Source organism: Myxosarcina sp. GI1 (assembly GCF_000756305.1).
In the GTDB taxonomy this organism is placed as follows: Bacteria; Cyanobacteriota; Cyanobacteriia; order Cyanobacteriales; family Xenococcaceae; genus Myxosarcina.
Genome location: NZ_JRFE01000024.1, coordinates 1 through 25,664, shown reverse-complemented (window position 1 = coordinate 25,664; position 25,664 = coordinate 1). Strand labels below are relative to the sequence as shown.

Here is a 25,664-nt window from a genome sequence, read left to right as displayed (position 1 = left end):
ACTTTTTAATCTGTTGTTGATTTTAAAATCGATCTGGCTGCTTTAATTCCCGATAAATAAGCACCGTGAACTGTAGCGGGATAGTGTAAACTGGTAGCTTCACCAGCAAAAAAAAGACAGTTATTTATAGGTTTGGCTAAATCTTTAATAGTCTTACCCGTTGCACCCGGAGTCATAAACGAATAAGCACCACAGGCATAACGATCGCTTTCCCAACGAGTAATTTGATAGTCTGTTGGTTGTGGTATCTGACGATCGTAAATTGTTTGCAGCACTGCCATCATCGAGGCAACTATTTCATCATCGCTCAGGGTTTCAAGATAGCTTCCGTAGCGACCTGCATTGTATCCTAGCAATACGGGAACGCCAGTATATTTGTAGATATTGACAAATTCCATCCATTCTCCCTTGCGTTTGCCAATGTAGCCGATTAAATCGCTGCGATCCGACCAGAAAGCATGGGGAAAATGCAGGTAAGTCTTATTTAAGATTCCCACACCTAGTAATGCGATCGCTTTTTGTTTGGCTATTGGTAATGGTGGCGAAAAAGTTACCGTCTGCTTTTTTAGCACCCCCAGAGGTAAAGTAACGATAGCTTTGGCGGCTGTAAATTCTTTACAATCGGTAGATACCGTAACTCGATGAGAATCGTAACTTACGCGCTCGACTCGATGCTCTAATTTAATTTCTAAACCTGCTGCCAAAATATCGATTATTTGAGTGTAACCACCAGGAAAGAAAACATCATCTCCCGAAAATTCGCGATCGCGATCCCATTTAAAAGCTGACAGTTCGCTAAGATCGGCACCATATTCATGTTCGATTTCAGTATTGATAAAGTAATTCAACTGCCTTATTTGGCTTGCAGATAGAGACTTGCTAGCTAGCATTTCATCTATTACGGTTTGCAAACACCCATCCTCATGCCAGTTTTTACGAGCGCCTTTTACCGCTCGTCGCCAAATTTTGGCATATTTATGCCATTTAAATTCGCTAAAGGGCTGACCTTTATAGTCAAATATATCGATACTGTCGTAGTCGGTAACTGCTGTGGCAATTTTAAAGTCTGTTGCCAACTTTTTAATCGGATTGCCTTCAGTTCCATGAATCCAGGATGCCCCAAGATCTATTGGTATCGACCAGCGATCGATAGTAGTATGAATCCGTCCTCCCAGACGCTGACGAGCTTCTAAAACAACAACTTTTAATCCTTGTTGCTGAAGATAACTAGCAGCACTCAAACCTGCGATACCAGCACCAATAACAATAACTTGGCAATCTAACAAAACCAATAAATACCGCTATTTTTGTTTTCAATCTTAACTATATACTTTAAATTTAAGCAGTTAAATTATTCAAACTTGCAGGAAAGAAAGAAAAAATCGCTAATTTTTTTAGTTTGTCTGATAAACTAGCATTCGCTTACTAATTGTCGCACCCTCTAGGTCATGTTCAGTTCAAAGACAATTGCTTGTTAACAATAGTCGTATGTTTATTATTATTAGACAATTTTAATTATTGTTTTTTTAGGAAAACTTTTCAAATTTAGCTTATTTTAAGTTTGACAACTATAATTAAAAACCCGCGTTTTTAGCTAAAAAAGCTATTTTAAATTGTTTTGACTCATTTTTATTAATGTCTTATTTTGAGGTTGACAGAACTTTGTTTAAATTCTCGCTACGACTATTGAAACTCAAATTATTCTAATTACCCGAACTATTCGTTTGATGATTACTTACCAAAAAACTGTTTTAATGTTGCTAGATACTAGATTTCAAGCCAAAGTTTGGCGGTCTGCACTTAGCTCTCAAAATATTTCTGTAATCGGAGGACTATCTGACGCTCACGTAGCTGAAATTTTAGAAGAAATTCAAAAAGCAAAACTCGATCTTCCCGATCTTCTACTTACCGATTTAGAAATTCGCAATCCTTACGATCTCTGTCGCTGGTGTCGCCGCTACTATCCTCAGTTAAAGATTGTTTTAACCAGCAACTCACAAAGAAGTATCTCTCCTATCGAAAGGCGTTGGGCAATTCATCAAGGAGCAGACGAGCTTTTGCCAGGGTTTCAACCCCAAAATTTGCTTTCTAATACCATTTATGCAGCAGGACGCGTTCTGAAAATTTTGGACTGTCCGCCTTTACAAGAGGCAGCTTTAGTTCCAGCCTTACTATCTTGCTGTCAAGAAGTAACTGCTTCATCTAATGATGAGGAACAAGCACTGTTAAAATTATCTTCCCCAGAAGCTGGAGAGCATTTAGGAGAAGAAGAATTATTAGCAAGCGATTCTAATCCTTTACTGCTAGATCGTCAGTTAGGCTCGACTGTAGCTACAACCTCTCTACCAATAGCAGCTTCAACAAAATCTTTATCGCTGTTTTGGATGGCTATGGCTTTGGGGATGTTTGGCTTACTAGCTATGGCTTTGATTTGGCGGTGGAGGCAACCTGTATTTTACTCTGAAAACCAGATGGCAGTGGATGAGGCTAGAGAACTGACCCAGGCTAATACTTTTGAAGATGTTGATTCCGTACCAGAAGGAATTTTCAATCACAACGGCAGTACTGCCTGGGCACCTATTTTCGGACTATTAGAACCAAAACTGGAAAGTATTTATCCCGAACTTGACTTACGGTATGTTGATGTTTTGTCTGGAAGTCCTGGTTCGGAAATTGCTGTTGACTTATTGTTAGATGGAGAGCTTGATTTTACTTACATTTCTCGCCCTCTCAAGCCAGAAGAATATGCTATGGCAGAAGCAAGAGGATTTTCTATTACTCAACATCCTATAGCTATTGATGGTATTGCGGTTGCTGTCAATCCTGCTTTGTCTGTTACCGCTCTCAGTCTGAGACAGCTACAGCAAATTTATTTGAGTGAGGTAGATAACTGGAGTCAATTAGGAGGTCAAAATCTCAAAATTGTTTCTTTTACTCGTTCGCCAGAATATTCGGCTACGGCACAATTTTGGCGACAAACTATTTTGAATGGCAAAAACTTTGGGGAACGAGTTGAGTACGTTTATTCTACTACCGATGCTTTACGTCAGTTACAAAATACTGCTGGCGGAATTTATTTTACTTCAGCATCGGAAGTAGTCCCACAGTGTAGTGTAAAAACATTACCGCTAAAGCTAAGTGAAAGACTATCGATCGCTCCCTATGAAGGTTTTGGCGATTCTACGCGAGAGGATAGTTCCTTCTCCCAGCAATGTCCTCAGCTTCGCGATCGCGTCAACTTGGAAGCTTTTGCTGCTGGCACCTATCCTCTTACCCGTCGTCTCTATCTCGTGGTTAAACATAATGGCGAAAGAGAAGAGCAAATTGGTATCGCCATGATCGAACTGCTGCGTTCTCAGTCAGGACAAAATTTGATTAGACAGGCAGGCTTTGTAGGAATTGAGTGAGATTTGTTTGTAAACCGAAGCTAGTGATGAAATGCGATCTATCATCGTAATGACAAATCGCTAGAATCTATTATTTTTTATCGATATCGGGAACTACATCGGGACGCTCTTTGTCTTCCCAGCCAGCAGGGCGTTTTGAATTGTACCAGGCGATCGAACCAATAGTCACCGCAGCAATAAAACCCACGACTAATGCCGCAGTTGCAGCATAAGGGAAATGCATTTCTTGAGTGGCGGCAGTTAAAAGTAAGTTCATCATATTTATTTTCCTTATTTATCTTGCTAGTCTTAGATTTTAACTTACCGTCCTCCCGTTCACGCGATCTTTTTTCTCGCTCTTAGTGGTTCGGATTGCTGAGGAAACCTCGGCAATAGGAGAACCAATGATTTCACTAGAGTATTATTTGATAAGTTAAACAACTATACGATCGATAAATAGCATATTGATAAAATGTAGAACATCTCTCTTTAGTAAAGATTAATATAAATTTTTATCTGCCTGAAGCATTATCTAAACCAATTTAACCCAACTGTATTAAATTATTAGAGCGATGAACTAATAAGAGAAATGTTTGCTCCCTCAGCAAAGCGATCGATAATTCAGTTAAAATCTCTATTGCTAACTGTATGTAAATTTATTTTTGATAATTAGATAATTATGGTCGCAACTCCCTCTAAACCAAAGCACGAAGTCAAAGATTTAGCTTTAGCTTCGGTTGGCAAACAAAGAATAGAATGGGCAGGTAGAGAAATGCCCGTTCTCAAACAGATTAGAGAGCGGTTTGCCCAAGAGAAGCCCTTTACTGGAGTACGATTGGTAGCTTGTTCTCACATTACCACTGAAACTGCAAACTTGGCGATCGCCCTACAGGCTGGTGGTGCCGATGCACTATTAATTGCTAGTAATCCTCTTTCGACTCAAGATGACGTTGCGGCTTGTTTGGTTGCCGAATATGGGATTCCTGTATTTGCAATTAAAGGAGAAGACAATGAAACCTACCATCGTCACGTCCAAATCGCCCTCGACCACAAACCCAACATTATTATTGATGATGGTAGCGATGTAGTGGCAACTATGGTTCAGGAGCGTCAGCATCAAATTGAAGACATCATAGGTACTACTGAAGAAACCACTACAGGTATCGTAAGACTGCGGGCAATGTTCAATGATGGCGTTCTCAGTTTCCCCGCTATGAACGTTAATGATGCCGAAACCAAGCATTTCTTCGATAATCGCTACGGTACGGGTCAATCTACTCTCGATGGCATTATTCGCGCTACAAACGTTCTTCTGGCTGGAAAAACCGTAGTAGTTGCTGGCTATGGCTGGTGCGGTAAGGGGGTGGCAATGCGTGCCAAAGGACTTGGTGCTAACGTGATTGTTACCGAAATCAATCCTGTAAGAGCGATCGAAGCTAAAATGGACGGCTTCCGCGTTATGCCAATGATTGAAGCTGCTCCTCAAGGAGATCTTTTTATTACTCTAACTGGTAACAAACACGTCATTCGCCCCGAACACTTTGAAGTGATGAAAAATGGCGCGATGGTTTCTAATTCGGGACACTTCGATCTAGAAATCGATCTTAAATCTTTAAAAGAGACTGCTACTGAAGCAAAAGAAGTTCGTAACTTTACTGAAGAATACAAAATGCCTAATGGCAAAACAATCGTCGTCCTGGGTGAAGGTAGACTGATTAATTTGGCTGCTGCTGAAGGACATCCCAGTGCGGTAATGGATATGAGCTTCGCCAACCAAGCCCTGGCTTGTGAATATCTGGTTAAAAATAAAGGTAAATTGGAGCCTAAAGTACACTCTATTCCCGAAGAGATCGACCAAAACATCGCCGCCTTGAAGCTCAAAGGTATGGGCGTAGAAATTGATACTCTTACCGAAGACCAAGTCAAGTATATTAACTCTTGGAATGAAGGTACCTAAGGTAGTTTAATTAGATTTATTCAAAAATAGGGAAGCTCGCCAAAACTTCCCTATTTTTTCTTGTATTTTGCCAACAAAAAGGTTTGGTTCTTCAGTTATAAATATGCCAAATAATTAGTTGATAACCCAAAAAACAGGAATCTAACCAAGAACATATCGAGGTAAAACCTTGGTTATATATGGGTTGTAATCACAATAACTTATCACATAAACTTGCTTTAGTCATAGTTAGTTAAGTTGATAGGTACACAAAATGGCATCCTCATCAAAAACCAAGCTGTTAGATGACATTAAGACGGTAGCTAAAAATAATGATGTCTCGACCGAAGAAATAGAAACAATGCTTAAAGATAAAGCCCAAGAACTAAAACAAGAGAAACCATCAAAGTTAAAAAGATTAGGAATTGACGAAATAGCCTTAGTGAAGGGACAGGGCAATTATTGTGCGGTATTAGTAGATTTAGAGAAAAGCAAGGTAGTCGATATTTTATCAGAGCGAAGTCAAGAAAAAATTATGTCCGTTCTAACTTCGTGGGGAACAGAAGTACTTCAGTTAATTGAATATGTGAGCATAGACTTATGGAAGCCTTACAAAAGTTTGGTTAGAAAGTTAATGCCGAATGCCGAAATAGTAGCAGACAGATTTCAGGTAATGAAACAAGTCAATGAGGAGTTAGATGAGCAAAGAAAAGCTCAAAAACGAGAAGTAAAAAAAGAGAAATCTAAGGAAAAGAAGCAGAAAATCTTATCGGGACTAAGCAAAAGCAAATATGCGCTGCTCAGAAATGAAGATAATTTAAATGAGAGACAACAAGAGAAATTAAACGAAGTTAAAATAGTTTGTCCGACATTGGGAAAAATGCACGAGTTAAAAGAAAAATTTAGAGATATTTTGCAACAAAAGCAAGATAGTTTAACAGGATTACTAAAAATTAGCGATTGGTTAAAAGAAGCCCAAGAATATTATCCAAAAGCTCAAAAGACAATTACCAGATGGATAGGAGAAATAATTGCTTACTTTGACCAGAGAATAACTAATGGAGTCGTGGAAGGAATTAACAATAAATTAAAGCTCATAAAACGAGCGGCATACGGATTTAGAAATTTTAGTAACTTTCGTGATAGAGTTTTGTTAACTTGGCATTTCAACTGTTAGTTAAGCATACTATTTACTGAAGAACCACTTTTTTTTATTATAAAGTCTATCTCTAGACATTCTTTGTATTTTCTTTTCTATTGTACTATTAGCGAATTTTTAATTACTATCTGCTATCTTCTACTTGCTAATTAAATCCTTTACCCATCCAAATCTCCTTCCATTACAATCGCAACTGCTTTTCCCGTAGTTTCTTGAAATTCTCTAACGCTAACTCGATTGAGAATGGCGATCGCGCCAAGCATGGCTACAGCCTGTAGAGCAAAAACCAGACTGTATGCAAATAAAGGCGTAGCAAAAATCTCTTTACCAACATCTAAGACTACACCACCAAGAAAAGTAGCCGCACCTCTAGATATTGCCTGTGCCAGTCCCCAAGCGCCGATAAAAGTTCCTGCCGTCTCTGCTGCGGTGAGATCGAGCATCAAACTCACACCCCCTACTGTAGCTATTCCCGTTGTCGCACCAAATAAAAGTAGAGCAATTTTGAGGGCGATCGCCTGTTGGGTAAAGCCAGCGATAATAATTAAGATAAAGCACAGCGCGACTAAACCACAGCCAACTTTGGTACTTAGCTTTTTACCCAGACGAGGCACAATTAAAAAACCAGTTAGACTATAGCCGATAAGTATGCCAATACCCCAATAGGAATTAAGTAAAGTAGTCTCGGCGATCGACATACCAAATACTTCACCGCCATAGGGTTCTAAAACAGCTTCCTGCATAAATAAGCTGATAGTTAGCAAACATAAAAAAGAAAAAAAGATGCCCGTTTGACGACTGGCGGTCAAAATTCTTATTGCTCTGCTCAAAGTAACTTTATCTTCGCGATCGCTCTCTGCGCGCTGCCTTCGGGAATCGCTCGGAGTGGAACGATAACTAAAGCGAGAGTATTTTTTTTCGACTCCCCAAGTAGCAATTACCGCCAGAGTAAAAACTAAAAATGGTACGAAACTAAATACAGAATTAATTGGCGTTCGTAAAACTTCTATGGGAATTTGTCCTGCTACACCTTCGGCTTCAATTTGCTTGAAAACTACACTACCGCTAACTCCACCAACGACAATACCTACCATCAACATCGACCATACTACTGCCACTAGTTTAGAGCGGTTTTGCTCTTCTGAAATGTCTACTAATAAAGCCGTAAAGGGAGTCGAACTCGAACTAACTGCTAGCCCGTAAACTGCCAGGATTAAAGCTAAAACTGCCGTCCAGCCAATAGTCTGAGTATTCCATAACCAACCATCATTGTTTCTGACTACCGTTCCTAGCTGCCATACTGTCTGCACTGCCAAAAATACCGCCAAACCAAAAACGGCAGTTCCTAATAGTACATAGCTAGTGCGATGCTTGCCAAATATCGGTCGCGTATCCGATAGCTGTCCGAACCAAACTCTGGCAGGTGCGACGAAAAGTGACAGTGACAAAACACCTGCCGTAATTGCGGCAGGAATTCCCAACTCACTAATCATTACTCGATTGAGTACGGCTAGTGTCAACACTGCCATCAATCCCAGTCCCATATTAAACAAACCCAGGCGCAAGGTAGTCAGAATACCTACCTGGCGATGAGAGCGTGTATTAGATAAATCTGTTTCGTTAGGATTTTTGCCATTCATTTTTGAATCGATCGCAATAGCTATAGGTAATGTATTTATATTTACCTAATCAGTTTAAGCTATTTTTATAATCTACAATTATTGCGATCGCAATTTTAGAAATTACTGTAGCAAAAATATTAAGTAGCAAAAAAAAGCCACTTCATTCTAGGAAAAGCTTAATGTATGAGCTTTAAAAAATTATTGCCCCAACTAAAAGTAAGAATGAAACAGCTTTACTCGATATTTTGAAAAGAGGAAGTTAGCTAATAGAGATAAGCCTGCAAATTTTACCAATCAAACCAGTCTAATTTAGAATTAGCATGATAGATTACTCCAGAAAATGGCTGTACTCCAATTGAGGGGCATTCATCGTTACTAGGACCAAAGATGCGAGCAAAACCTTCGCCGATATATTGGAAAATACTTTCTAGCATTTTAATAATCATAGTCAGGCTCCTAATTAACTCAAAAAAATAATTCAATCTATTTAAATTATTAGCTAGAAAACCAGCAGCTTTTTAATTGTCGATACGTTTATTCAAATTTATTTAAGTAATTTAATTATCGATCGCTAATTGCTAAACGTTGCAATCTAAGTTAATAATTAGATGTCTTTTTAGCAGCATTTTTACTAGGCATTAATTACTATAAAGTTTATCGACGCTCTTTTTTAGCTCGATTGTTATCATAACAAGCTAAAAATTAGGATAAAAATTTCTTTGCTACCTATCAAGTAGTCTTATTTTTGATTCACTACAGCCAAATTAAATAACAAGGCTATTTTTTTGCTATCCTATTTATAGTAAATTTTACCAAAAATATAATTCACTATTATCCATTAAATATGACTATATCAGAAAAAGAGCTAACTATTGCTCCTCAAGAATATTCGTTACTAACAGATTTATACGAGTTAACTATGATTGCCTGCTATGCAGGTGAAAACATTGCCACCAAACCAGCCAGTTTTGAGCTATTCGTGCGTCATTTGCCAGAGGGCTTTGGCTATCTAATCGCTATGGGTTTGGAGCAAGTTTTAGAATATTTAGAACGACTGTCATTTAGCGAAGTTCAAATAGAAGCCTTAAAAGAAATAGGCATCTTCGATAACGCACCTGCTGAATTTTGGTCATTACTGCGAGCGGGGACTTTTACAGGAGATGTTTGGGCGGTACCAGAAGGAACGGCAATTTTTGCTAACGAGCCGTTTTTAAGAATTGATGCTCCGCTATGGCAGGCACAGTTAGTTGAAACTTATATTCTCAACACAATTAACTACCAAACTCTAATTGCCACCAAAGCGGCAAAAATGAGAGACATGGCGGGTGAACGAACCAGCCTGTTAGAATTTGGCACTCGTAGAGCCTTTAGCCCCCAGGGAGCGATTTGGGCAGCAAGAGCAGCACTGGCAGCAGGTTTTAATAGTACCTCTAATGTGTTGGCGGCTTTAAAACTAGGAGAAAAACCAACGGGTACGATGGCTCATGCCTTAATTATGGCAATCGACGCGATCGCAGGAAATGAAGATGCAGCCTTTGAAGCCTTTTTAAAGTATTTTCCCACAGCACCCTTATTGATTGACACCTACGATACGGTAGCAGCAGCAGAACGGTTAAGAGAACGAGTTGCTGCCAACGAGATGAAGGTAACGGGGGTACGTCTCGATTCGGGAGACTTGGCAGAACTATCGCAGAAAGTGCGATCGCAACTACCAGATATTAACATCTTTGTTAGTGGCGATATTGGAGAAGCAGAAATTGCTCGCCTGCAAAAAGAAGGTGCGGCGATCGATGGCTATGGAGTTGGTACTAAATTAGTTACGGGCAAGCCAGTCAACGGAGTTTATAAACTGGTAGATATCGATAACATTCCGACGATGAAACAATCTAGCAGCAAAGCAACTTATCCAGGGCGCAAGCAAATTTTTCGCACTATAAAAGAGGGTTGCCTACAAAGAGAAAGACTCGGTTTGGCTGATGAAACTGCAAACAATGGAGAACAATCTTTGTTGCAATTAATGATGCAAAACGGTAAAAGAAAGCTAAACTCAGAAACTCTCGATACTATTCGCCAGCGTACCGCCAAGTCCGTTACTTCTCTGCCATCTGCTACGCGCCAGATAGATAATCCGACACCAGTTGAGGTAGAAATAAGTAACGCCTTAGAATCATTACGAATTGAAGTAGAAAAGCGACTCAGTAAAAATTCAACAATGAACAATTAACAATTAGCACTTAGTAGTTAAACTCTTATTGTTCATTGCTCATTGCTCATTGAAAAGCCTTGCGATCGACAACTTCTTCTAATAATTTAAACACAAAGATGAAAAAAATAGCTCTTTTCGGTACCAGTGCCGATCCGCCAACCGCAGGACATCAATCTATTTTACGCTGGTTGGCTATACATTACGATTTAGTCGTAGTGTGGGCATCGGATAATCCTTTCAAACAGCATCAGACACCTTTAAATCGCCGTAGTGAAATGTTGCGGTTAGTTATTGAAGAAATCGATGTACCTCAAGATAATATTAGCCTGCGGCAGCAATTGAGCGATCGCTACACTCTAAATACTGTTAATAAAGCTAGAGAAATTTGGCAAGATAATACGGAATTTACTTTAGTAATTGGCGCAGATATTTTACCGCAAATAACTAGCTGGTATCGTATTGAAGAACTGTTAGCTAAGGTAAAAATTTTAATTATTCCTCGTTCTGGATACGATCTCGATCGCGCCGATTTAAAATCCCTCGAAGCTATAGGAGGGCAGTATACTATTGCCAGTCTGGATGTACCGCAAGTTTCTTCAAGTGCCTATCGTTCTCAAGGAGATAATCGAGTTATAACTCCAGCAGTAGAAAACTATATTTCGCAACAGCGTTTGTATGCTGCTCGAACTAAAGCAGGAGAGAAAGTATGAAACTAGACTCAGTTTGGGCTAAAAGTAAAGACGGATCTGAAAGCAGTTCGGAGAGATTAGCCGATTTTAAAGTTGGAGTGGATAACGTTATTTTTTCGGTAGATACCAGACAAAATCGTTTATTAGTTTTATTACGTAAAAGAACCGACGAACCCTTTATAAATTGCTGGAGTTTACCTGGTACTTTAGTGCGTCAGGGAGAGTCTTTAAAACAAGCTGCTTATCGAACTTTAGCCGAAAAAATCCAGGTAGATAATTTATATCTAGAACAACTATATACCTTTGGTAAACCAGGAAGAGATCCCAGAGAAAACCCCGAAAGTTTTGGAGTAAGATATTTATCTGTTAGCTATTTTGCTTTAGTAAGATTTGAAGAAGTAAAGATAATTACCAAGTCTGCTTCGGGAAGCTCTTGGTATCAAGTAAAAGAAGTTCCATCTCTCGCTTTCGATCACAATCGTATTTTAGAATATGGCTATAATCGCCTGCGAAATAAATTAGAATACAGTCCGATCGCTTTTGAAGTTCTACCGCAAGAATTTACCTTAAATGAAGTTTATCAACTTTACTGTACGGTTTTAGGTGAAAATTTCTCCGACTATTCTAACTTTAGATCTCGCTTGCTTAAGTTAGGTATTCTATCAGATACGGGAGTTAAAGTTTCTCGCGGTGCGGGTCGTCCTGCAAGTTTGTATCGTTTTGATGCCGAAGCTTTTGCTCCCTTAAAAGACAAGCCATTAGTATTTATTTAATTAGCTATGAAACCAGCGGAAAAATGTCAGAATATAACTGAAGTTCGTAGTGAAATAGACAGAATAGATCGACAAGTAATTGCCATCTTAGCTAAAAGATTTGAATATGTAAAAGCGGCAGCGAAATTTAAAAATAGCACTACAGATGTTCGAGCGGCAGATAGATTAGAGGCAATGTTACAGCAAAGACGAGTGTGGGCAGAATCTGAAGGTTTAGATCCAGACGTAGTAGAAGATTTATATCGCAATTTAGTTAATTATTTTATTGATGAAGAACTTCATAAATGGAGAAATCAATAACTACAACTACTGGCGATCGCTATCTATAAAACCCAAATAAAGCATTATTAATATTTCATATTGGCAGAAAACGCAAACATGAAAATAGCCCTAGCTCAACTCAACCCCAAAATCGGCGATATTTCCCACAATGTCAAACAAATACTGGCAGCAGCAAAAACAGCAGCCAAACAAAACGTGCGTTTGCTGCTAACAACCGAACTATCTCTCTGTGGTTATCCTCCTAGAGACTTGCTGCTGTATCCAGGTTTTATTAACTTGATGGCACAAAAATTAAAAGAAGTTGCCTCATCTTTACCTTCGGGTTTGGCAGTGCTGGTTGGTACGGTAGAACCAAATCCTCATGCAGCTTCTAAAGGACAAAAATCATTATTTAATACTATTGTCTTGCTCGAAGCAGGACAAGTCAGACAAACCTATTACAAACGCCTATTACCAACTTACGATGTGTTTGATGAAGACCGCTATTTTGAGTCGGGTTTTGAAGCCAAATACTTTACTCTCGATGGGGTAAAGTTTGGCATGACTATCTGCGAGGACTTGTGGAATAACGAACAGTTTTGGGGAAAACGCAGTTATGAGGTTAATCCTCTGGCAGAATTAGCGCAGTTAAATGTAGATTTGGTAGTTAACCTGTCAGCATCCCCTTATAGTGTGGGCAAGCAAAAAATCAGAGAAGCAATGTTAAGTCAGGGTGCGGCTTTCTATCAAAAACCAATTTTATATGCCAATCAGGTAGGAGGAAACGACGATCTTATTTTTGATGGCAACAGCGTCGCTATAGATGGGACGGGTACAATTGTCGATCGCGCTAAAAAGTTTGAAACGGACTTGGTTATAGTTGAGTTAGACAAGTTGCGATCTGCTTCTGGGCAAAATGACAGCGTTGAGAGGGAAGATACCCTCTATGAAACCGATCGCAATGAAGATATCTATCGCGCATTAGTTTTAGGCGTGCGAGACTATGCTAAAAAATGCGGTTTTAAGTCGGCTGTATTGGGTTTGAGTGGCGGTATCGATTCGGCATTAGTAGCAGCGATCGCTACAAAAGCATTAGGTGCGGAAAACGTTTTGGGTGTCTTGATGCCTTCTCCCTATAGTTCAAAAGGTTCTATTGACGATGCCGTAGATTTGGTTAACAATTTGGGTATCAACAGCCAGCAAATTGCCATTAGTGAGGCAATGATGGCTTACGATAAATTACTGGCACCGATGTTTGAAGGGACGGAGTTTGGAGTTGCCGAAGAAAATATTCAGTCGCGGATACGAGGTAATTTATTAATGGCGATCGCCAATAAATTCGGACACCTGCTTTTGTCTACTGGTAATAAATCGGAACTAGCTGTAGGTTACTGCACGCTATACGGCGACATGAATGGCGGCTTGGCAGTTATTGCCGACGTGCCAAAAACTCGCGTATTTAGTATTTGTCAGTGGTTAAATCGCGATCGAGAAGTTATTCCCAACAATATTATTAGCAAACCCCCTAGTGCCGAACTAAAGCCAGGACAACAAGACAGTGATTCTTTACCCGCTTACGAAATTCTCGACGATATTCTAGAACGCATTATCGATCGACATCAATCAGAATCAGCTATAGTAGCAGCAGGACACGATCCCGACACGGTAGCTAAAGTAATTAAATTACTAACCCGCGCCGAATTCAAACGCCGTCAGGCACCCCCAGGAATTAAAATAACCGATCGCGCCTTTGGTACTGGTTGGCGGATGCCCATCGCCAGCAGTTGGATGGGAATTTATTATTAGTACAGTACCTTAAAATTTTAGTTTTTTGCTAAGACACATTATCGATTTTTTTAGCCATAAGCCATAAGCCATAAGCCATAAGCCATAAGCCATAAGCCATAAGCTATCAGTTACCAAATGCGATCTGTCTAGTATAAAAAACAAAACCATATTACAGTTAATTTCATGACCGATAAATCTTTTGCCAGGTTAGAAGCCCGTGTAGACCCAAAAGTCAAAGCTATGTGGCAGCAAGCAGCAGAACTTCAGGGAGTCACCCTTACAGACTTCGTAGTCACTAGCTTGCAAGAAGCAGCAATAAAAGTAATTCGTTCTCATCAGTCAATGCAACTAGACAGAGAAGATACGGAAGCTTTTGTTACGGCTATTCTCAATCCACCCGAACCCAAAGAAGAACTAAAAACAGCCTTTGCTGAGTACCAAAAAGTGTTTGGAGATTGATGTCGTTAAAGATCGAGCTATTGAATTCAAAAATACACAATCGTTCTAATTTTGACTGCGGTAAAGAAAGTTTAAACAGATACCTAGTTAAAACTGCTTCTCAAGATCTAAAAAGAAAGGTTGCTACAGTATTTGTCTTAGTAGATTGCCACAACCAAGTATTAGCATACTATACACTCTCTGCTTTTACCATCGAAGTTTTGGAACTAGAGTTGTCTGTGGCAAAAAAACTGCCTCGCTATCCTCGCTTGCCTGCCACTATGCTAGGTCGTTTAGCAGTAGATATAAATTATCAAGGTCGTAATTTCGGTAAGCTGATGCTCGTTAATGCGTTATTAAAAGCTTATGAAAATACCAAGACCATTGCTCCAATTGCTGTAGTAGTTGATGCCATAGATGATAAAGCCAGCAATTTTTACAAAAAGTATGGTTTTGTAGCATTTAAATCTTAATCCAATCGGCTATATATACCCATGCAAGCGATCGCTAAGATAATTAACTGAATTTCAAAAATAAATAACCAAAACTTCTAGCTATATTCTCGATCGGTATTTCTAATTCGTGTGAGAAGCCGATTACATTTTGGCTTTAGATAGGATATATAAACTACCGTCGCCACCCCGACCAACTCTTATGGTTTCATCGATGTAAGTAAGATTCAAACTGGGAGTTCTACCAACTGGATTTTTGGCTTCTACAACTCTAAAAGGGTCGAGCAAGTTTGTTTTTATCCCAAAAATCCGCTCGATGCCTAAAAAACGCTGTTTAAAATCAATATTAATTTGTCTATTGGGAAATATATCGTCATCTTGTTTGGCAGGTTCAAAAGTAGCTGTTACTCTTACATAGCCCGATAGTAAGCCCGAACTATGTCGCACCCATGCTTTATTTTCAAAAGACCCATTGTTAACATCGATTATTTGATAGACCTTACCTACTTGAAATCCTAAAGGCAAGCGTTTTAAAGCCCGAATTTCTCTAGCAGTTGAATATTCCAACAACCAAGCACCATCGAGTAGGGTATTAGCATATAACAAAGGACGCGGAAAAGGGTTTGATTCTTCTAAATCCTGCATTAATGTTGCGATCGCGGAAACGAGTTGAGGCTGAATTTCTAGATCGGTAATTGGTGCATCAAGAGTGTTTTGTTCTTTTTTGAGTCGTTCGATTTCTTTAAGTAAATTCTGTTTGGTTGCCAATCGATTTGGAACTTTTACCATTTTTTTGACCTTATTTTATCCCTGCAACTGAATCTAGTTTGGTGTTTGGCGAGAAAGAAACCTGCTGGTAATCATGTTGACAGGGATGGGGACGCTCGATAAACCAGTGTTTGTCTCCTGCTGGGGATAGTGAAGATATTTGACTGCCCGCACTTACAAACTCGCCGTGCATACAAACATTACTTTGATGATCTCTTAAAATCGATTTTGCTGTCTCGACGGAAAATTCACCTCGATTTAACTGGCATAACTGTCTGACTCTGCCTTCCCTGGAGTTAGGAGACGGCACATCGCTAACAAAGCTGCTGCTAAATATATTTGCAAAATCAAAATCTGCTTCGCTATTACACAAGCCTCGGTTTACGGCATACTCAACTACTTCGGGATGGCGAATAGTATCTGCATTTCTAATACTGAGGTTGTTAGAAATCGATCGCACGCCGCTAATTACACGTTCGGCAACCCAATATCTTTCGGCTGTTTCTAATACCCACGCTTCGTTTCTGTCGGCAATTAAAAAAGAGTTGTGATAGTTCATTTGAAAGTGTTCGGCGCAGTTGCCTCCCTGTCCGTACTGAGACAGCAACTCGACAATAACCTGCAAAGCTGCGATCGCGCTTGTGCCTCTCTCCAAACCCAGGCGAACTAAATCCATGCCCAATAAACCAGTATCGTGAGTGGGTTCTCTAGTCCAAACAGCTTCATTGCCGATAACCACACCACACTCATTAGCCCCCATTTCTGCACCCCACATCCATTGAGGTTGAGAAATAATTACGGCTAGCGTATGTTTGACTTGAGGAATTGTGATATAAGTGCATTCTAGAGCAGCATTGTTGGCATAAGTTCGAGCGGGAATAGAAATCGCATCTTGAATTTCTTTTGCTGGGCGATCGCTATTTTTACCAAAAATCAAATCCCCTGCTTGCGTAACATCTGGTAGAGCTACCATAGAATCACACATTCTCATCGCTCCTGCTTTCAATGACTTAATTAGAGCCTACACCCAGAACGAGTAGTTTTTTATATATTTAAGGAATGTAAAATAAATCCAGTAAAAGCGACACCAAACCAATATGTTCGGAACAGAAAATCTCGGAGAACAGGCATTTAACAAATTTGCCGCATTAGCTTTATCTTCTCAACTTGAAGCTTACGATCGCTTGGATGTCAAAGTCAAAACCGCTCCCGACAAACTAGCTAGCGGTGAGGTAGAATCGCTAGATATTGCAGGAGAAGGATTGGTTATCGAAACCGATTTAAAAGTACAGGTTTTAAATATTGGTATGAAAACAATCTCTATCGATCCTCTAAAAGCTCTCACTGGCAATATCGAACTTACTCAGCCTACCGAAGGCACTGCCTACTTAGTTTTAACCGAAACCGATCTCAACCGCGCCATAAATTCACCAGAACTCAGAGCTAAAATCGATGTTTTAGATACATATTTAGCAACAGAAAAGGTTAAGCTAACGGTTCCTCAAAAAAAATGCCAGTTTCGCGAAGATGGAACCGTAGCGGTAGAAGCTGTGGTTGAGTTGCAGCCATCTGGGGAAACTAAAGAAGTGGCATTTACTGCAACTCCAAAAATTGCTTCGGGAGGTAGAAGCGTCGTACTAGAAAATATTCAATACGAGTCTGGAAAAGAACTATCAGAAGACATAACCCAAGGGTTTTTAGATAAAGCTGAAAAAATGCTCAATTTGCGTAACTTTGAGAAACAGGGACTCGCTCTACGCATTAATCGCCTTGCTGTGGAAGCAGATTGTATAAAAATATCGGCAGCAGCAGATATTACTGAATTTCCTACTCTCTAAATTGTCAATGTTAAAAACAATTAGGTTAGAGCGTCAAAAATTAGTTCCCTATTTATTTTTACTACCTGCGATCGCGCTGCTAATTATCACGGTATTTTTACCAGCAATACAGGCTTTTTCTCTTAGCTTTACTAAATACGAATACGATATTACCCAAGCACCAGAATGGGTCGGTTTTGCTAATTTCCAGCGATTGCTACAGGATGAGATTTTTTGGCAGACGCTTAAAAACACCGTTATCTATCTTATTGGTGTAGTGCCAATTTTAGTTATCGTGCCTTTGTTTTTAGCAATTTTAGTCAATCAAAAACTGCGGGGAATTAACTGGTTTCGCACGGCATTTTATACGCCAGTAGTAATCTCGATGGTAGTAGCGGGAATTGCCTGGAAAGCTCTCTATACTCAAAATGGCTTGCTCAATCAGTTTCTGCAACAGGTTGGCATTAGTGAAGGCGTTCCTTGGCTGACAAGTCCCCAACTAGCGATTTGGAGCGTGATGTTAGTAACCATCTGGAAAGGATTGGGCTACTATATGGTAATTTATCTAGCTGGCTTACAGGCAATTTCGCCAGAACTATACGAAGCAGCCGCGATCGATGGTTCGGACGGTTGGCAAAAACATTTTGATATTACTATTCCCCTGATGCGTCCTTACTTATTTTTAGTAGCGGTGATTTCGGCAATTTCTGCTACTAAAGTCTTTGAAGAAATTTACATCATGACCCAGGGAGGACCCCGCGACAGCACTAAAACTGTAGTTTATTATCTTTACGAACGAGCTTTTCAGGATCTTGATATTAGCTACGCCTGTACTATTGGACTGGTATTGTTTTTGGGTATTTTGGGACTTTCTATTGCTAATTTATATCTTTCTAAAACTTAGCTTTAACTCTACTGATAACTAACTAATAGCTACCAACAAAAAGTTAGTTAATCATGAGTAAACTAATTAAAATAACTATATTTATTTAACAAGATAAAAATGGTTTTTAGAGCGATCGATTTTTAAGAAATTTGGCATTAAAAACTTTTGATTGTCAATAATTTACAGATTTATATTTTGTGTAGAGTAACAATAAAGTTGGAAACTTTTGCGAGCTATAAACTTTGTTGCTTCGTTACAGAAAAATGAAACTTGCTAAATAAAGTTAGAAACTTTTTTCCACTAACTTTAAATTTATATCAATTTAAATAACAATAAAGTTGGAAACTTTGCTGAAATTCATATAGGAAAAAGTTCTCATGATAAGCAAATTTGGTAATTTGGCTAATTTAACGTTTGATACATTAACGAGATTAACCTAAATTTACTAAATAGCGTAAGATTTAAAATTGGTATAACAATCTCATAATACACATCCAGGCGCTCGTGATACTCTTCCTTTTGATGGGTAATCTCTAATAGTATTCCAAGGTTTATAGTGTTTTCCGCTACCTTGACCGCGACCTTCTTTTACATATCGCTTTAACTTAGCTTTTGTCCATTGCTGGTTGTGTCTGCCCATAAAAAACAAAGCCAAAAAACAGTACATTCTTATTGAAAAGATTATACGGCTTTTTGGCTGCAATTGTTCTACCGAATTATAAATTGTTGTATCGAATTATAAATTGTTTGACCGAATTACCATTTCACAACAAGATAGATAAGTTTATTTGTACTTATTCAACCGTGACTGATTTTGCGAGGTTACGAGGTTGGTCTACGTCTAGCCCTTTAATTGCGGCGATGTGATAAGCCAACATCTGCAAGGGGACGACTGCTAAAATCGGCGAGATTAATTCTTCTACCCCTGGGACGGTTAAAACGTCATTAAAAGTATGCGCTGCTTCTTGGGCGTTCATTGCTGAAGTTACGCCGATGAGTCTAGCATCTCTGGCTTTGGCTTCTTGGGCGTTAGAAATTACCTTTTCGTAGACGCTTCCAGGCATAGCGATCGCAACAACAGGAACTTTGTGATCTAGTAAAGCGATCGGTCCGTGTTTCATTTCCCCTGCGGGATAGGCTTCTGCATGAATGTAAGAAATTTCTTTGAGTTTTAACGCACCTTCTAAGGCAATGGGGAAGTTGATACCGCGTCCGATAAAAATAAAATCTTCGGTTTCTTGAGTAAAGTCGTGTGCTAGTTCTTCAATGTAATCTGCTTGGGTTTCGATTATTTTCTCGATTTGAGGGGGAATACCGCGCAAGCCTTCAATAATCTCACCAATTCTTTGATTGGATAGAGTTTGGCGACGATAAGCTAAGTCTAATGCCAAGAAGTAAAAGCCCATTACCTGTGCAACAAAGGTTTTAGTAGCCGCCACCCCAATTTCAATCCCTGCTTGGGTATTAATAAGGCGATCGACTACTTGAGCTAAAGTACTTTCGGGGCGATTGGTAATGCCTAAAAGTTTTGCCTGTAGTTTGGGTTCTAAGTTTTCTCGTCTGGCTCTTTCGGCTTCTAAAGCAGCGATAGTATCGGCGGTTTCACCCGACTGCGTTACGCCGATGGTGAGGGTATTGGGAATTAAAGGTTTGGGAGAATAGCGAAATTCTGAGGCGTAATCGACTGTAGTAGGAATATTGGCTAGTTGTTCTAGTAAGTATTTGCCGACTAAGCTAGCGTGCCAACTGGTACCACAAGCCAAGATTTGGATGTGTTCTAAATTGTCGCAGAGATGAGCGGTCAAGCCAAGATTTACGGGGCTAAAGTCGGGCTGTTCGTCGGCGTGCCAGTTGGGATTGAGATAGGATTCCAAACAGGTTCGTACTACCGCAGGTTGCTCGTAAATCTCTTTGAGCATATAGTGACGGAAACCCTGTTTTTCTACCTGTACGGGATTCCAATCGAGGGTGCGGGGAAACTTGCTGAGGCGATCGCCTGCAAAGCTATAGATTTCTACTCCTAATGGGGTCATTCTTGCCATTTCGCCATTGTCTAAGCTCAAAACAGCGCGAGTGTGAGGTAATAAGGCGGTAATATCGGAAGCACAGAAAAATTCACCCTGCCCGAAACCCAAAATTATCGGTGCTTGCTGACGGGCAACGATTAGTTCGTAGGGGCGTTCGGCACTAATAACGGCGATCGCAAAAGCTCCTTTGAGTCGAGGAATAGTTTGTCTTACGGCATCCAGTAAAGACAAATCCGAGCCATGCAAACATTGGGCTATTAAATGAGGAATAACTTCTGTATCGGTTTCTGAAGTAAATTCCGTACCTTGTTGGATTAACTCTTCTCTCAATTCTCGATAGTTTTCGATAATGCCGTTTTGCACTACAGCAATTCCTTCTAATGTATCGAGATGGGGATGGGCGTTGTGTTCTTCGGGTTTGCCGTGAGTTGCCCAACGGGTATGTCCGATACCGATTTGAGAATGATTGACTTCTCTTTCTAATTTTTCTCTTAAGTTGTAAAGTTTACCTTTCGCCTTGACACACTGAATTTTACCTTCGCTAACAGTTGCCACTCCAGCAGAATCATAACCGCGATATTCTAACCTTTCTAAACCAGAGATTAAAATTTCTGTAGCTGTTTGAGTGCCTATATATCCAACTATTCCACACATAGTAAGTTATCAGTTTTTGGCGATCGGTTGACAATTATTATGTTCTAACTTAATTTTTTAAATTCCGCGACAATATTTATATATTTTATTTATTCTAATTGGCAACAACAGGGCGTAATCGAAAAATAATACTAGTATCAGTTTGTCATAGGATGATAATTGAATTTAGACAAAACCAAAAGATGCCAATTATCAATCAATTTATCGAAGTTGAAACTCAAGCAGACATCGATATTCACAACCTAACTCCTAAACTAGAAGCAATTATTGACAAAACATCGATTAAAAACGGTAGCGTTATAGTTTTTTCTCGTCATACCACCACAGCCCTGGCGATTAATGAATACGAAGCTAGATTGTTAGAAGATCTAAAAAATTATTTTCGTAAATTAGCACCGCCTACAGATAAATATTTACACAACGATCTGCATTTACGAGATGTTCCACCCGACGAACCGATAAACGCACACTCTCATTTAGTTGCTATGACCCTTAACAATAGTGAAACTATACTTTTAATTGACGGTCAATTAGCATTGGGAACCTGGCAGTCGGTATTATTTTTTGAATTAGATGGTCCTCGTCGTCGCAGTGTTTTAGTTCAAATTAGCGGAGAATAACTTAAATTGTAATTATTTAAACTTTAGGAAGCAGATACATTGGCAAAGCAAAATTCAAATTTACCCAAGCAAAGTTCGGGTTTTTTTCAACTCGAACCTACTGATGCTAGCAGTGACTGGCAAACTGCACTGGAAAATACGACTCAAAGATTCGAGCGACAATATCGTCAAGAAAATTTGACCTTGCCTCCAGAGATAGAAACTATGGCTATTTTCGACGAATGGCAGATAGGACATCTTCAAGACCGCATTAGTTCTAGATTTTGGGAATTAAAAACTCCTAAGAAAAAGCAGACTTGGTTAGATATTGGTTGTGGTTTGAGTTTTTTGATTTATCCCTGGAACGAATGGGAGGCTTTTTTCTATGGTCAGGAAGTCAGCAAAACGGCAAGAGATATTTTAATAAGTCGCGCACCACAACTAAATTCTAAATTGTTTCGCGGTGTAAAATTAGGTGCGGGTCATTCGTTAGCCTATGAAGATAATCAGTTCGATGGCGCGATCGCAACAGGGTGGAGTTGTTACTATGCTCTAGATTATTGCCAGCAAGTATTGGCTGAAGTTAAGCGAGTGCTAAAACCTGGAGGCAGCTTTATTTTTGATGTTATCGATCCTGAAAAGCCTCTAGCTGAAGATTGGGCAATTTTAGAAACTTATCTAGGTGCAGAAGTTTTATTAACGCCTCGGAGTGAATGGCAAAGTTTAGTAAGTCAAGCAGAAGGCAAAATTGTTAAAAGTCTCCCTGGTGAGTTATTTGAGTGTTGGCTAATTAGTTTTTAGTTGTTGCTTGCAAATTTTCAAAGAAGCTCAATTTTTTATTGTCTTTAGACTTTTAACTTTTAACTTTTGATTTCCGCGTAGCGGTACTAGTATCGATTTTATCTTTTTGTTGGAAATTAATTATCGCCTGACGAAAACCCAAAACTACTAACACATTAGAAATAGTAAGAAATAACTCCGCACTACCGTGTAGCCAATCTACATTAGCCAGACTCGTACCGTAATGACTTTCTGCATAAATACCAGCAGGAATAGTAACTGCGACAAAAACCAACAATACATAAAAACCAATTAAAGCCAAACGGGGTGTTTTTCCAGAACGAGTGATAAACCACAAAAATCCTAGATAGGGAAATAGAGAAATAGCAAACAGATTTTCCTTACTCATTATTTATCAGTCATTAGTTTCTACTTTATCTTGCCGCGAACGCCAAATCCACCAGGCAGCCAAACACAGAGTACAATTTCCTACTACCGTCATTGCTGCCTGTAAGACAACCAGCCAGTCCAATAATTCGGGGTTATCAAAAAAATGCCAGGTACAGGCGCACATAGCACTAACTAAAGCGGGTAGCATTGCCCAAGATAACGCCCACCAAGTGCGATCGCCCGTAATCGCTCCATATTGCCAAATAAACCAAATCGCAGCGATCCATTCAATGACGCTGGAAACATGAACCATCCAAGTAGAAATTGAAAGTGCGTGCATTATTTGTCGAACGGTAAATAATAATTACTTAAAAAAGTTTAGTTTGTTTTCCAACCATTTAATTACTTTTTCACCCAGTCTGACATTATTAAAGCGATCTATTTCTCTAATTCCCGTAGGACTAGTAACGTTAACTTCAGTCAAATAGCCGCCAATTATATCAATGCCGACAAAATATAAGCCATCCGCTTGTAGCTGAGGTGCGACGGTAGCGCAAATTTCTAAGTCTCTTTCTGTAATGTCTACTTTAGCAGCCTTGCCACCTACCGCCATATTGCCGCGAAATTCACTACCAGTAGGAATGCGATTTACTGCCCCAATGGGATCGCCATCTAATAAAACAATTCGTTTGTCTCCTTCTTTAGCGGCTGGCAAATATTCTTGTATCATTACTGGTTCGCGACCTCGTTGAGTGCTAACTTCGATCAAAGAATTAAAGTTGCGATCGCCTTTTTCCAAAAACAGAATGCCTTCTCCTGCTTTTCCTCCCAACGGTTTTAAAACTCCACCTTCTCTAACTTCGAGGAATTTTTGAATAACGGCTTTATTCTGAGTAACTATAGTTTGAGGTATAACCGAAGTAAATTGTAGAGCGTACATTTTTTCGTTAGCAGTCCTCAAACCTTCTGGGGAGTTTATTACCAAAGTTTTTTTGGTATCTATCAAATCCAGAATGTAGGTGGCGTAAAGATAGGGAATAGTTACAGGTGGATCGGTACGCATAAAAACCGCATCCATCTCTTCCAAACAAGTAAAAACACTGTTTTCAACCCGACACCAATCTCTAGGCACTTGCCAGCGTCCTTCAATTAATTCTACTGGTTTAAGCTGCACCGCTTGCAGATACGACCAGGCTTTTCCTTCGACTACTGTAAGTTGGCTGGCTTCAGTCGTCCATACCTGATGTCCTAAAACTTGAGCCGCTTCCATAATTGCGACACTGGTGTCGTGTCCTGGATTGAGTTGAGTAATCGGATCGATGATAAATGCGAGTTTCACGCCTTTTTTTCCTAATATGTGCTGTCGATTAGAATAATTATGCCGTACTAAGCAACGCTACCTTTGAGTAAAGAGTCTAATTTTCCTTCGCCTTCTAAAGCGTAGAGATCGTCGCAACCGCCAATATGACGATTGTCAATAAAAATTTGCGGTAAACTCGATCTACCATTAGCCCTTTGTCTCATTTCATTTCTAGTAGCTTCATCTCCATCAATACAGTATTCTTGATATTCAACTTCCTTTTCCTCTAATAATCCCTTAGCACGAAGGCAATAAGGGCAGTAGCTCCAAGTGTATATCTCTACGTTTGCTGCCATAATTCCCTCTATATATTAATTATTGTTACATCAACCTCATTTTAAACACATCTTCTACTTTTATTCCATTACAAAACCGCCAATAATAGCGCGATCGCTTTTTAATAATTATGTTTCGCAGTCAAACTGTTAATTTTCTACGAATATTTGGGAACTCTTGAAACAAGATAAGAAATTTTTGGTTATTAATTAACAATTTCTTTCGTATAAACACGCTAGAGGCTTTAAGCTCCATAGCGTACTTAATAAGTTAATTTTTATTCAATAGAGTAATATGAATTCAGCCAAAGTTGTTAATAAAATTCTGCTTAGTTCTCTTGCTTTCGGCGTTACCGTAGGAGTTGGAATGCTGATTCCTAAAGATGGTGTTAGAAACGCATTAATAACCACTGGCGCGATCGGTTCTATAGCTAGTGCTACAGGAGCATTAGTTGTTAACAGTAAAAAGAGTACAGAAGAAGATACACGAGAAAATTCTCTGCATGAGCAAGTCGAACAGCTTCAAGATCGAGAAAATCACTTGCAACAGTCTTTAACTCAAGCAACTACGCAGATGCAGGAAGCAGAAGCAAATATTAATTCTCTACAATCAGAACATAATCAACTACTAGCTGTAATTTCCGATCTAAATTCTCAAAAACAAAAGTTGGAGTCAGAATATGATGACTGGAACAGTAAAGTGCAAGATTTGTCCCAGCAACACGAATCAACCAACAATTCTTTAATCTATTTACAGCAGCAAATACAAAATTTGGAAGCTAGCCTGGCAGCTCGTCAGACAGAATTAGAACAAACTAACGAAGAGCTTTTACAAACCAAACAGCAAAAAGTAGATCTTGAATTTGAAAAAAGCAGTTTACAAACTCAAATAGAAGAGTTATCTCAGTATAAAGAACAATTAGATTTAATTATTACTCCAAAAGCTGAAGCAATTGAAGAAATTGCCAATGAAGAAAACTTGGAGCAAGAAGCAGAGCTAACAGAATTAATTGATTCTGTTATCGAAGACGATCGAGATGAATCTATTGTAGACAATTTAGATTCCGAACCAGCTACAGAGAAAATAGAATCTATAGATGAAACACAGGAAGAAACAGAAGAAGTAAACGACCTTATTGATTCTTTAAATGAGTCAGAATTAGAATCTTTGAGTGCAGAACCTACTTCCGAAACTGAAGATCTTATGTCTGGCTGGGATGAGAGTGCAGCTAGCGATGACTCTTCCGAGATGATGGATTTTGCCAGTAGCGATGAGTCTTCTATCTCCGAATTGGACGATATGAGTATGGAAGAAGAATCTGGTTCCGAAACCGAAGATCTTATGACGGGCTGGGATGATAGTGAAACTGGCGATGAGTCTTCCATCTCCGAACTAGA

Annotated in this window: 26 protein-coding genes; 15 read left to right on the top strand and 11 right to left on the bottom strand. The window is 39.3% G+C overall.

Translation table 11 applies throughout. The annotated features are described in order from the left end of the window. Nucleotides 1-5 precede the first annotated feature (5 nt). Nucleotides 6-1,286 (bottom strand): FAD-dependent oxidoreductase, encoded by a 1,281-nt coding sequence (locus tag KV40_RS17595; RefSeq protein ID WP_072013847.1) that lies wholly within the window; start codon nucleotides 1,284-1,286, stop codon nucleotides 6-8. A gap of 441 nt (nucleotides 1,287-1,727) precedes the next feature. On the opposite strand from KV40_RS17595, the gene KV40_RS17590 reads away from it, so the two are divergent. Further along, on the top strand, nucleotides 1,728-3,407 hold the full coding sequence (locus KV40_RS17590; protein WP_052055725.1) for a PstS family phosphate ABC transporter substrate-binding protein: 1,680 nt from the start codon (nucleotides 1,728-1,730) through the stop codon (nucleotides 3,405-3,407). A gap of 70 nt (nucleotides 3,408-3,477) precedes the next feature. On the opposite strand, the gene psb35 is transcribed toward KV40_RS17590, so the two are convergent. Continuing rightward, nucleotides 3,478-3,663, bottom strand: coding sequence for a photosystem II assembly protein Psb35 (gene psb35 / locus KV40_RS17585; protein WP_036484307.1), 186 nt, complete (start codon nucleotides 3,661-3,663; stop codon nucleotides 3,478-3,480). A gap of 402 nt (nucleotides 3,664-4,065) precedes the next feature. Between psb35 and ahcY the strand changes: the two genes are divergently transcribed. Then, nucleotides 4,066-5,343 (top strand): adenosylhomocysteinase, encoded by a 1,278-nt coding sequence (gene ahcY, locus KV40_RS17580; protein WP_036484305.1) that lies wholly within the window; start codon nucleotides 4,066-4,068, stop codon nucleotides 5,341-5,343. Between the two features lie 253 nt (nucleotides 5,344-5,596). Continuing rightward, entirely contained in the window at nucleotides 5,597-6,499 is a 903-nt protein-coding gene (locus tag KV40_RS17575) for an ISL3 family transposase (RefSeq protein ID WP_052055697.1), read from the top strand. A 140-nt stretch (nucleotides 6,500-6,639) separates the two neighbouring features. Here the strand turns inward: KV40_RS17575 and KV40_RS17570 are convergent, their stop codons facing one another. Next, the gene (locus tag KV40_RS17570; RefSeq protein ID WP_036484303.1) at nucleotides 6,640-8,121 is read right to left on the bottom strand and encodes a BCD family MFS transporter; all 1,482 of its coding nucleotides are present in this window, start codon (nucleotides 8,119-8,121) and stop codon (nucleotides 6,640-6,642) included. A gap of 269 nt (nucleotides 8,122-8,390) precedes the next feature. Next, a complete protein-coding gene (locus KV40_RS35800) occupies nucleotides 8,391-8,549 on the bottom strand; it encodes a hypothetical protein (RefSeq protein WP_172657308.1) in 159 nt (52 codons plus the stop codon). A 398-nt stretch (nucleotides 8,550-8,947) separates the two neighbouring features. Here KV40_RS35800 and KV40_RS17565 point away from each other — a divergent pair, with 398 nt between their 5' ends. From KV40_RS17565 to KV40_RS17535, 7 genes are all read left to right on the top strand, one after another. Next, nucleotides 8,948-10,327: a nicotinate phosphoribosyltransferase gene (locus KV40_RS17565; RefSeq protein WP_036484301.1), complete on the top strand. Its 1,380-nt coding sequence runs from the start codon at nucleotides 8,948-8,950 to the stop codon at nucleotides 10,325-10,327. A gap of 98 nt (nucleotides 10,328-10,425) precedes the next feature. Beyond that, on the top strand, nucleotides 10,426-11,019 hold the full coding sequence (locus tag KV40_RS17560) for a nicotinate-nucleotide adenylyltransferase (RefSeq protein ID WP_036484299.1): 594 nt from the start codon (nucleotides 10,426-10,428) through the stop codon (nucleotides 11,017-11,019). After that, entirely contained in the window at nucleotides 11,016-11,771 is a 756-nt protein-coding gene (locus KV40_RS17555; RefSeq protein ID WP_036484296.1) for an NUDIX domain-containing protein, read from the top strand. The genes KV40_RS17560 and KV40_RS17555 overlap by 4 nt, the downstream gene beginning before the upstream one ends. 6 nt (nucleotides 11,772-11,777) lie before the next feature. Continuing rightward, the gene (locus tag KV40_RS17550) at nucleotides 11,778-12,071 is read left to right on the top strand and encodes an isochorismate lyase (protein ID WP_036484294.1); all 294 of its coding nucleotides are present in this window, start codon (nucleotides 11,778-11,780) and stop codon (nucleotides 12,069-12,071) included. Nucleotides 12,072-12,149: 78 nt separating this feature from the next. Then, nucleotides 12,150-13,838 (top strand): NAD+ synthase, encoded by a 1,689-nt coding sequence (locus KV40_RS17545; protein ID WP_036484292.1) that lies wholly within the window; start codon nucleotides 12,150-12,152, stop codon nucleotides 13,836-13,838. A 165-nt stretch (nucleotides 13,839-14,003) separates the two neighbouring features. After that, on the top strand, nucleotides 14,004-14,279 hold the full coding sequence (locus KV40_RS17540; RefSeq protein WP_036484290.1) for a DUF1778 domain-containing protein: 276 nt from the start codon (nucleotides 14,004-14,006) through the stop codon (nucleotides 14,277-14,279). Beyond that, nucleotides 14,279-14,731, top strand: coding sequence for a GNAT family N-acetyltransferase (locus KV40_RS17535; protein WP_052055724.1), 453 nt, complete (start codon nucleotides 14,279-14,281; stop codon nucleotides 14,729-14,731). The genes KV40_RS17540 and KV40_RS17535 overlap by 1 nt, the downstream gene beginning before the upstream one ends. A 123-nt stretch (nucleotides 14,732-14,854) precedes the next feature. On the opposite strand, the gene KV40_RS17530 is transcribed toward KV40_RS17535, so the two are convergent. Further along, the gene (locus KV40_RS17530) at nucleotides 14,855-15,499 is read right to left on the bottom strand and encodes a PAP/fibrillin family protein (protein WP_036484288.1); all 645 of its coding nucleotides are present in this window, start codon (nucleotides 15,497-15,499) and stop codon (nucleotides 14,855-14,857) included. Between the two features lie 10 nt (nucleotides 15,500-15,509). After that, a complete protein-coding gene (locus KV40_RS17525; RefSeq protein WP_036484286.1) occupies nucleotides 15,510-16,463 on the bottom strand; it encodes a C69 family dipeptidase in 954 nt (317 codons plus the stop codon). 112 nt (nucleotides 16,464-16,575) lie between these two features. Between KV40_RS17525 and KV40_RS17520 the strand changes: the two genes are divergently transcribed. Together KV40_RS17520 and KV40_RS17515 are read left to right on the top strand one after the other, a co-directional pair. Next, the gene (locus KV40_RS17520; RefSeq protein WP_036484284.1) at nucleotides 16,576-17,316 is read left to right on the top strand and encodes a DUF2993 domain-containing protein; all 741 of its coding nucleotides are present in this window, start codon (nucleotides 16,576-16,578) and stop codon (nucleotides 17,314-17,316) included. A 7-nt stretch (nucleotides 17,317-17,323) separates the two neighbouring features. Then, nucleotides 17,324-18,199 (top strand): carbohydrate ABC transporter permease, encoded by an 876-nt coding sequence (locus tag KV40_RS17515; protein WP_036484282.1) that lies wholly within the window; start codon nucleotides 17,324-17,326, stop codon nucleotides 18,197-18,199. Between the two features lie 776 nt (nucleotides 18,200-18,975). On the opposite strand, the gene glmS is transcribed toward KV40_RS17515, so the two are convergent. Then, nucleotides 18,976-20,862, bottom strand: coding sequence for a glutamine--fructose-6-phosphate transaminase (isomerizing) (gene glmS / locus KV40_RS17510; RefSeq protein WP_036484280.1), 1,887 nt, complete (start codon nucleotides 20,860-20,862; stop codon nucleotides 18,976-18,978). Nucleotides 20,863-21,044: 182 nt separating this feature from the next. Here glmS and KV40_RS17505 point away from each other — a divergent pair, with 182 nt between their 5' ends. After that, complete coding sequence (locus KV40_RS17505; protein WP_036484921.1) at nucleotides 21,045-21,482, top strand: secondary thiamine-phosphate synthase enzyme YjbQ; 438 nt, start codon at nucleotides 21,045-21,047, stop codon at nucleotides 21,480-21,482. Between the two features lie 39 nt (nucleotides 21,483-21,521). After that, the gene (locus KV40_RS17500) at nucleotides 21,522-22,262 is read left to right on the top strand and encodes a class I SAM-dependent methyltransferase (protein WP_036484278.1); all 741 of its coding nucleotides are present in this window, start codon (nucleotides 21,522-21,524) and stop codon (nucleotides 22,260-22,262) included. Nucleotides 22,263-22,314: 52 nt separating this feature from the next. Here KV40_RS17500 and KV40_RS17495 read toward each other — a convergent pair whose 3' ends face one another. Genes KV40_RS17495 through grxC form a run of 4 tightly spaced genes read right to left on the bottom strand, consistent with a single transcriptional unit; the run spans nucleotide 22,315 to nucleotide 24,287 of the window. Next, on the bottom strand, nucleotides 22,315-22,650 hold the full coding sequence (locus tag KV40_RS17495; RefSeq protein ID WP_036484275.1) for a DUF3593 domain-containing protein: 336 nt from the start codon (nucleotides 22,648-22,650) through the stop codon (nucleotides 22,315-22,317). Between the two features lie 6 nt (nucleotides 22,651-22,656). Then, nucleotides 22,657-22,971, bottom strand: coding sequence for a DUF2499 domain-containing protein (locus KV40_RS17490; RefSeq protein ID WP_036484272.1), 315 nt, complete (start codon nucleotides 22,969-22,971; stop codon nucleotides 22,657-22,659). 24 nt (nucleotides 22,972-22,995) lie between these two features. Continuing rightward, nucleotides 22,996-23,970 (bottom strand): glutathione synthase, encoded by a 975-nt coding sequence (gene gshB / locus KV40_RS17485; RefSeq protein ID WP_036484270.1) that lies wholly within the window; start codon nucleotides 23,968-23,970, stop codon nucleotides 22,996-22,998. 47 nt (nucleotides 23,971-24,017) lie between these two features. Continuing rightward, entirely contained in the window at nucleotides 24,018-24,287 is a 270-nt protein-coding gene (grxC, locus tag KV40_RS17480) for a glutaredoxin 3 (RefSeq protein ID WP_036484268.1), read from the bottom strand. A 274-nt stretch (nucleotides 24,288-24,561) separates the two neighbouring features. On the opposite strand from grxC, the gene KV40_RS17475 reads away from it, so the two are divergent. After that, a partial coding sequence (locus tag KV40_RS17475; protein ID WP_036484265.1) for a hypothetical protein occupies nucleotides 24,562-25,664 on the top strand: 1,103 nt, incomplete at its 3' end.

What these genes read in the sequence shown, in the direction of transcription:
- KV40_RS17590 (WP_052055725.1), top strand. Translation starts at nt 1,728, where the DNA reads ATGATTACTTACCAAAAAACTGTTTTAATGTTGCTAGATACTAGATTT.
- psb35 (WP_036484307.1), bottom strand. Translation starts at nt 3,663, where the DNA reads ATGAACTTACTTTTAACTGCCGCCACTCAAGAAATGCATTTCCCTTAT.
- ahcY (WP_036484305.1), top strand. Translation starts at nt 4,066, where the DNA reads ATGGTCGCAACTCCCTCTAAACCAAAGCACGAAGTCAAAGATTTAGCT.
- KV40_RS17575 (WP_052055697.1), top strand. Translation starts at nt 5,597, where the DNA reads ATGGCATCCTCATCAAAAACCAAGCTGTTAGATGACATTAAGACGGTA.
- KV40_RS17570 (WP_036484303.1), bottom strand. Translation starts at nt 8,121, where the DNA reads ATGAATGGCAAAAATCCTAACGAAACAGATTTATCTAATACACGCTCT.
- KV40_RS35800 (WP_172657308.1), bottom strand. Translation starts at nt 8,549, where the DNA reads ATGATTATTAAAATGCTAGAAAGTATTTTCCAATATATCGGCGAAGGT.
- KV40_RS17565 (WP_036484301.1), top strand. Translation starts at nt 8,948, where the DNA reads ATGACTATATCAGAAAAAGAGCTAACTATTGCTCCTCAAGAATATTCG.
- KV40_RS17560 (WP_036484299.1), top strand. Translation starts at nt 10,426, where the DNA reads ATGAAAAAAATAGCTCTTTTCGGTACCAGTGCCGATCCGCCAACCGCA.
- KV40_RS17555 (WP_036484296.1), top strand. Translation starts at nt 11,016, where the DNA reads ATGAAACTAGACTCAGTTTGGGCTAAAAGTAAAGACGGATCTGAAAGC.
- KV40_RS17550 (WP_036484294.1), top strand. Translation starts at nt 11,778, where the DNA reads ATGAAACCAGCGGAAAAATGTCAGAATATAACTGAAGTTCGTAGTGAA.
- KV40_RS17545 (WP_036484292.1), top strand. Translation starts at nt 12,150, where the DNA reads ATGAAAATAGCCCTAGCTCAACTCAACCCCAAAATCGGCGATATTTCC.
- KV40_RS17540 (WP_036484290.1), top strand. Translation starts at nt 14,004, where the DNA reads ATGACCGATAAATCTTTTGCCAGGTTAGAAGCCCGTGTAGACCCAAAA.
- KV40_RS17535 (WP_052055724.1), top strand. Translation starts at nt 14,279, where the DNA reads ATGTCGTTAAAGATCGAGCTATTGAATTCAAAAATACACAATCGTTCT.
- KV40_RS17530 (WP_036484288.1), bottom strand. Translation starts at nt 15,499, where the DNA reads ATGGTAAAAGTTCCAAATCGATTGGCAACCAAACAGAATTTACTTAAA.
- KV40_RS17525 (WP_036484286.1), bottom strand. Translation starts at nt 16,463, where the DNA reads ATGTGTGATTCTATGGTAGCTCTACCAGATGTTACGCAAGCAGGGGAT.
- KV40_RS17520 (WP_036484284.1), top strand. Translation starts at nt 16,576, where the DNA reads ATGTTCGGAACAGAAAATCTCGGAGAACAGGCATTTAACAAATTTGCC.
- KV40_RS17515 (WP_036484282.1), top strand. Translation starts at nt 17,324, where the DNA reads ATGTTAAAAACAATTAGGTTAGAGCGTCAAAAATTAGTTCCCTATTTA.
- glmS (WP_036484280.1), bottom strand. Translation starts at nt 20,862, where the DNA reads ATGTGTGGAATAGTTGGATATATAGGCACTCAAACAGCTACAGAAATT.
- KV40_RS17505 (WP_036484921.1), top strand. Translation starts at nt 21,045, where the DNA reads ATGCCAATTATCAATCAATTTATCGAAGTTGAAACTCAAGCAGACATC.
- KV40_RS17495 (WP_036484275.1), bottom strand. Translation starts at nt 22,650, where the DNA reads ATGAGTAAGGAAAATCTGTTTGCTATTTCTCTATTTCCCTATCTAGGA.
- KV40_RS17490 (WP_036484272.1), bottom strand. Translation starts at nt 22,971, where the DNA reads ATGCACGCACTTTCAATTTCTACTTGGATGGTTCATGTTTCCAGCGTC.
- grxC (WP_036484268.1), bottom strand. Translation starts at nt 24,287, where the DNA reads ATGGCAGCAAACGTAGAGATATACACTTGGAGCTACTGCCCTTATTGC.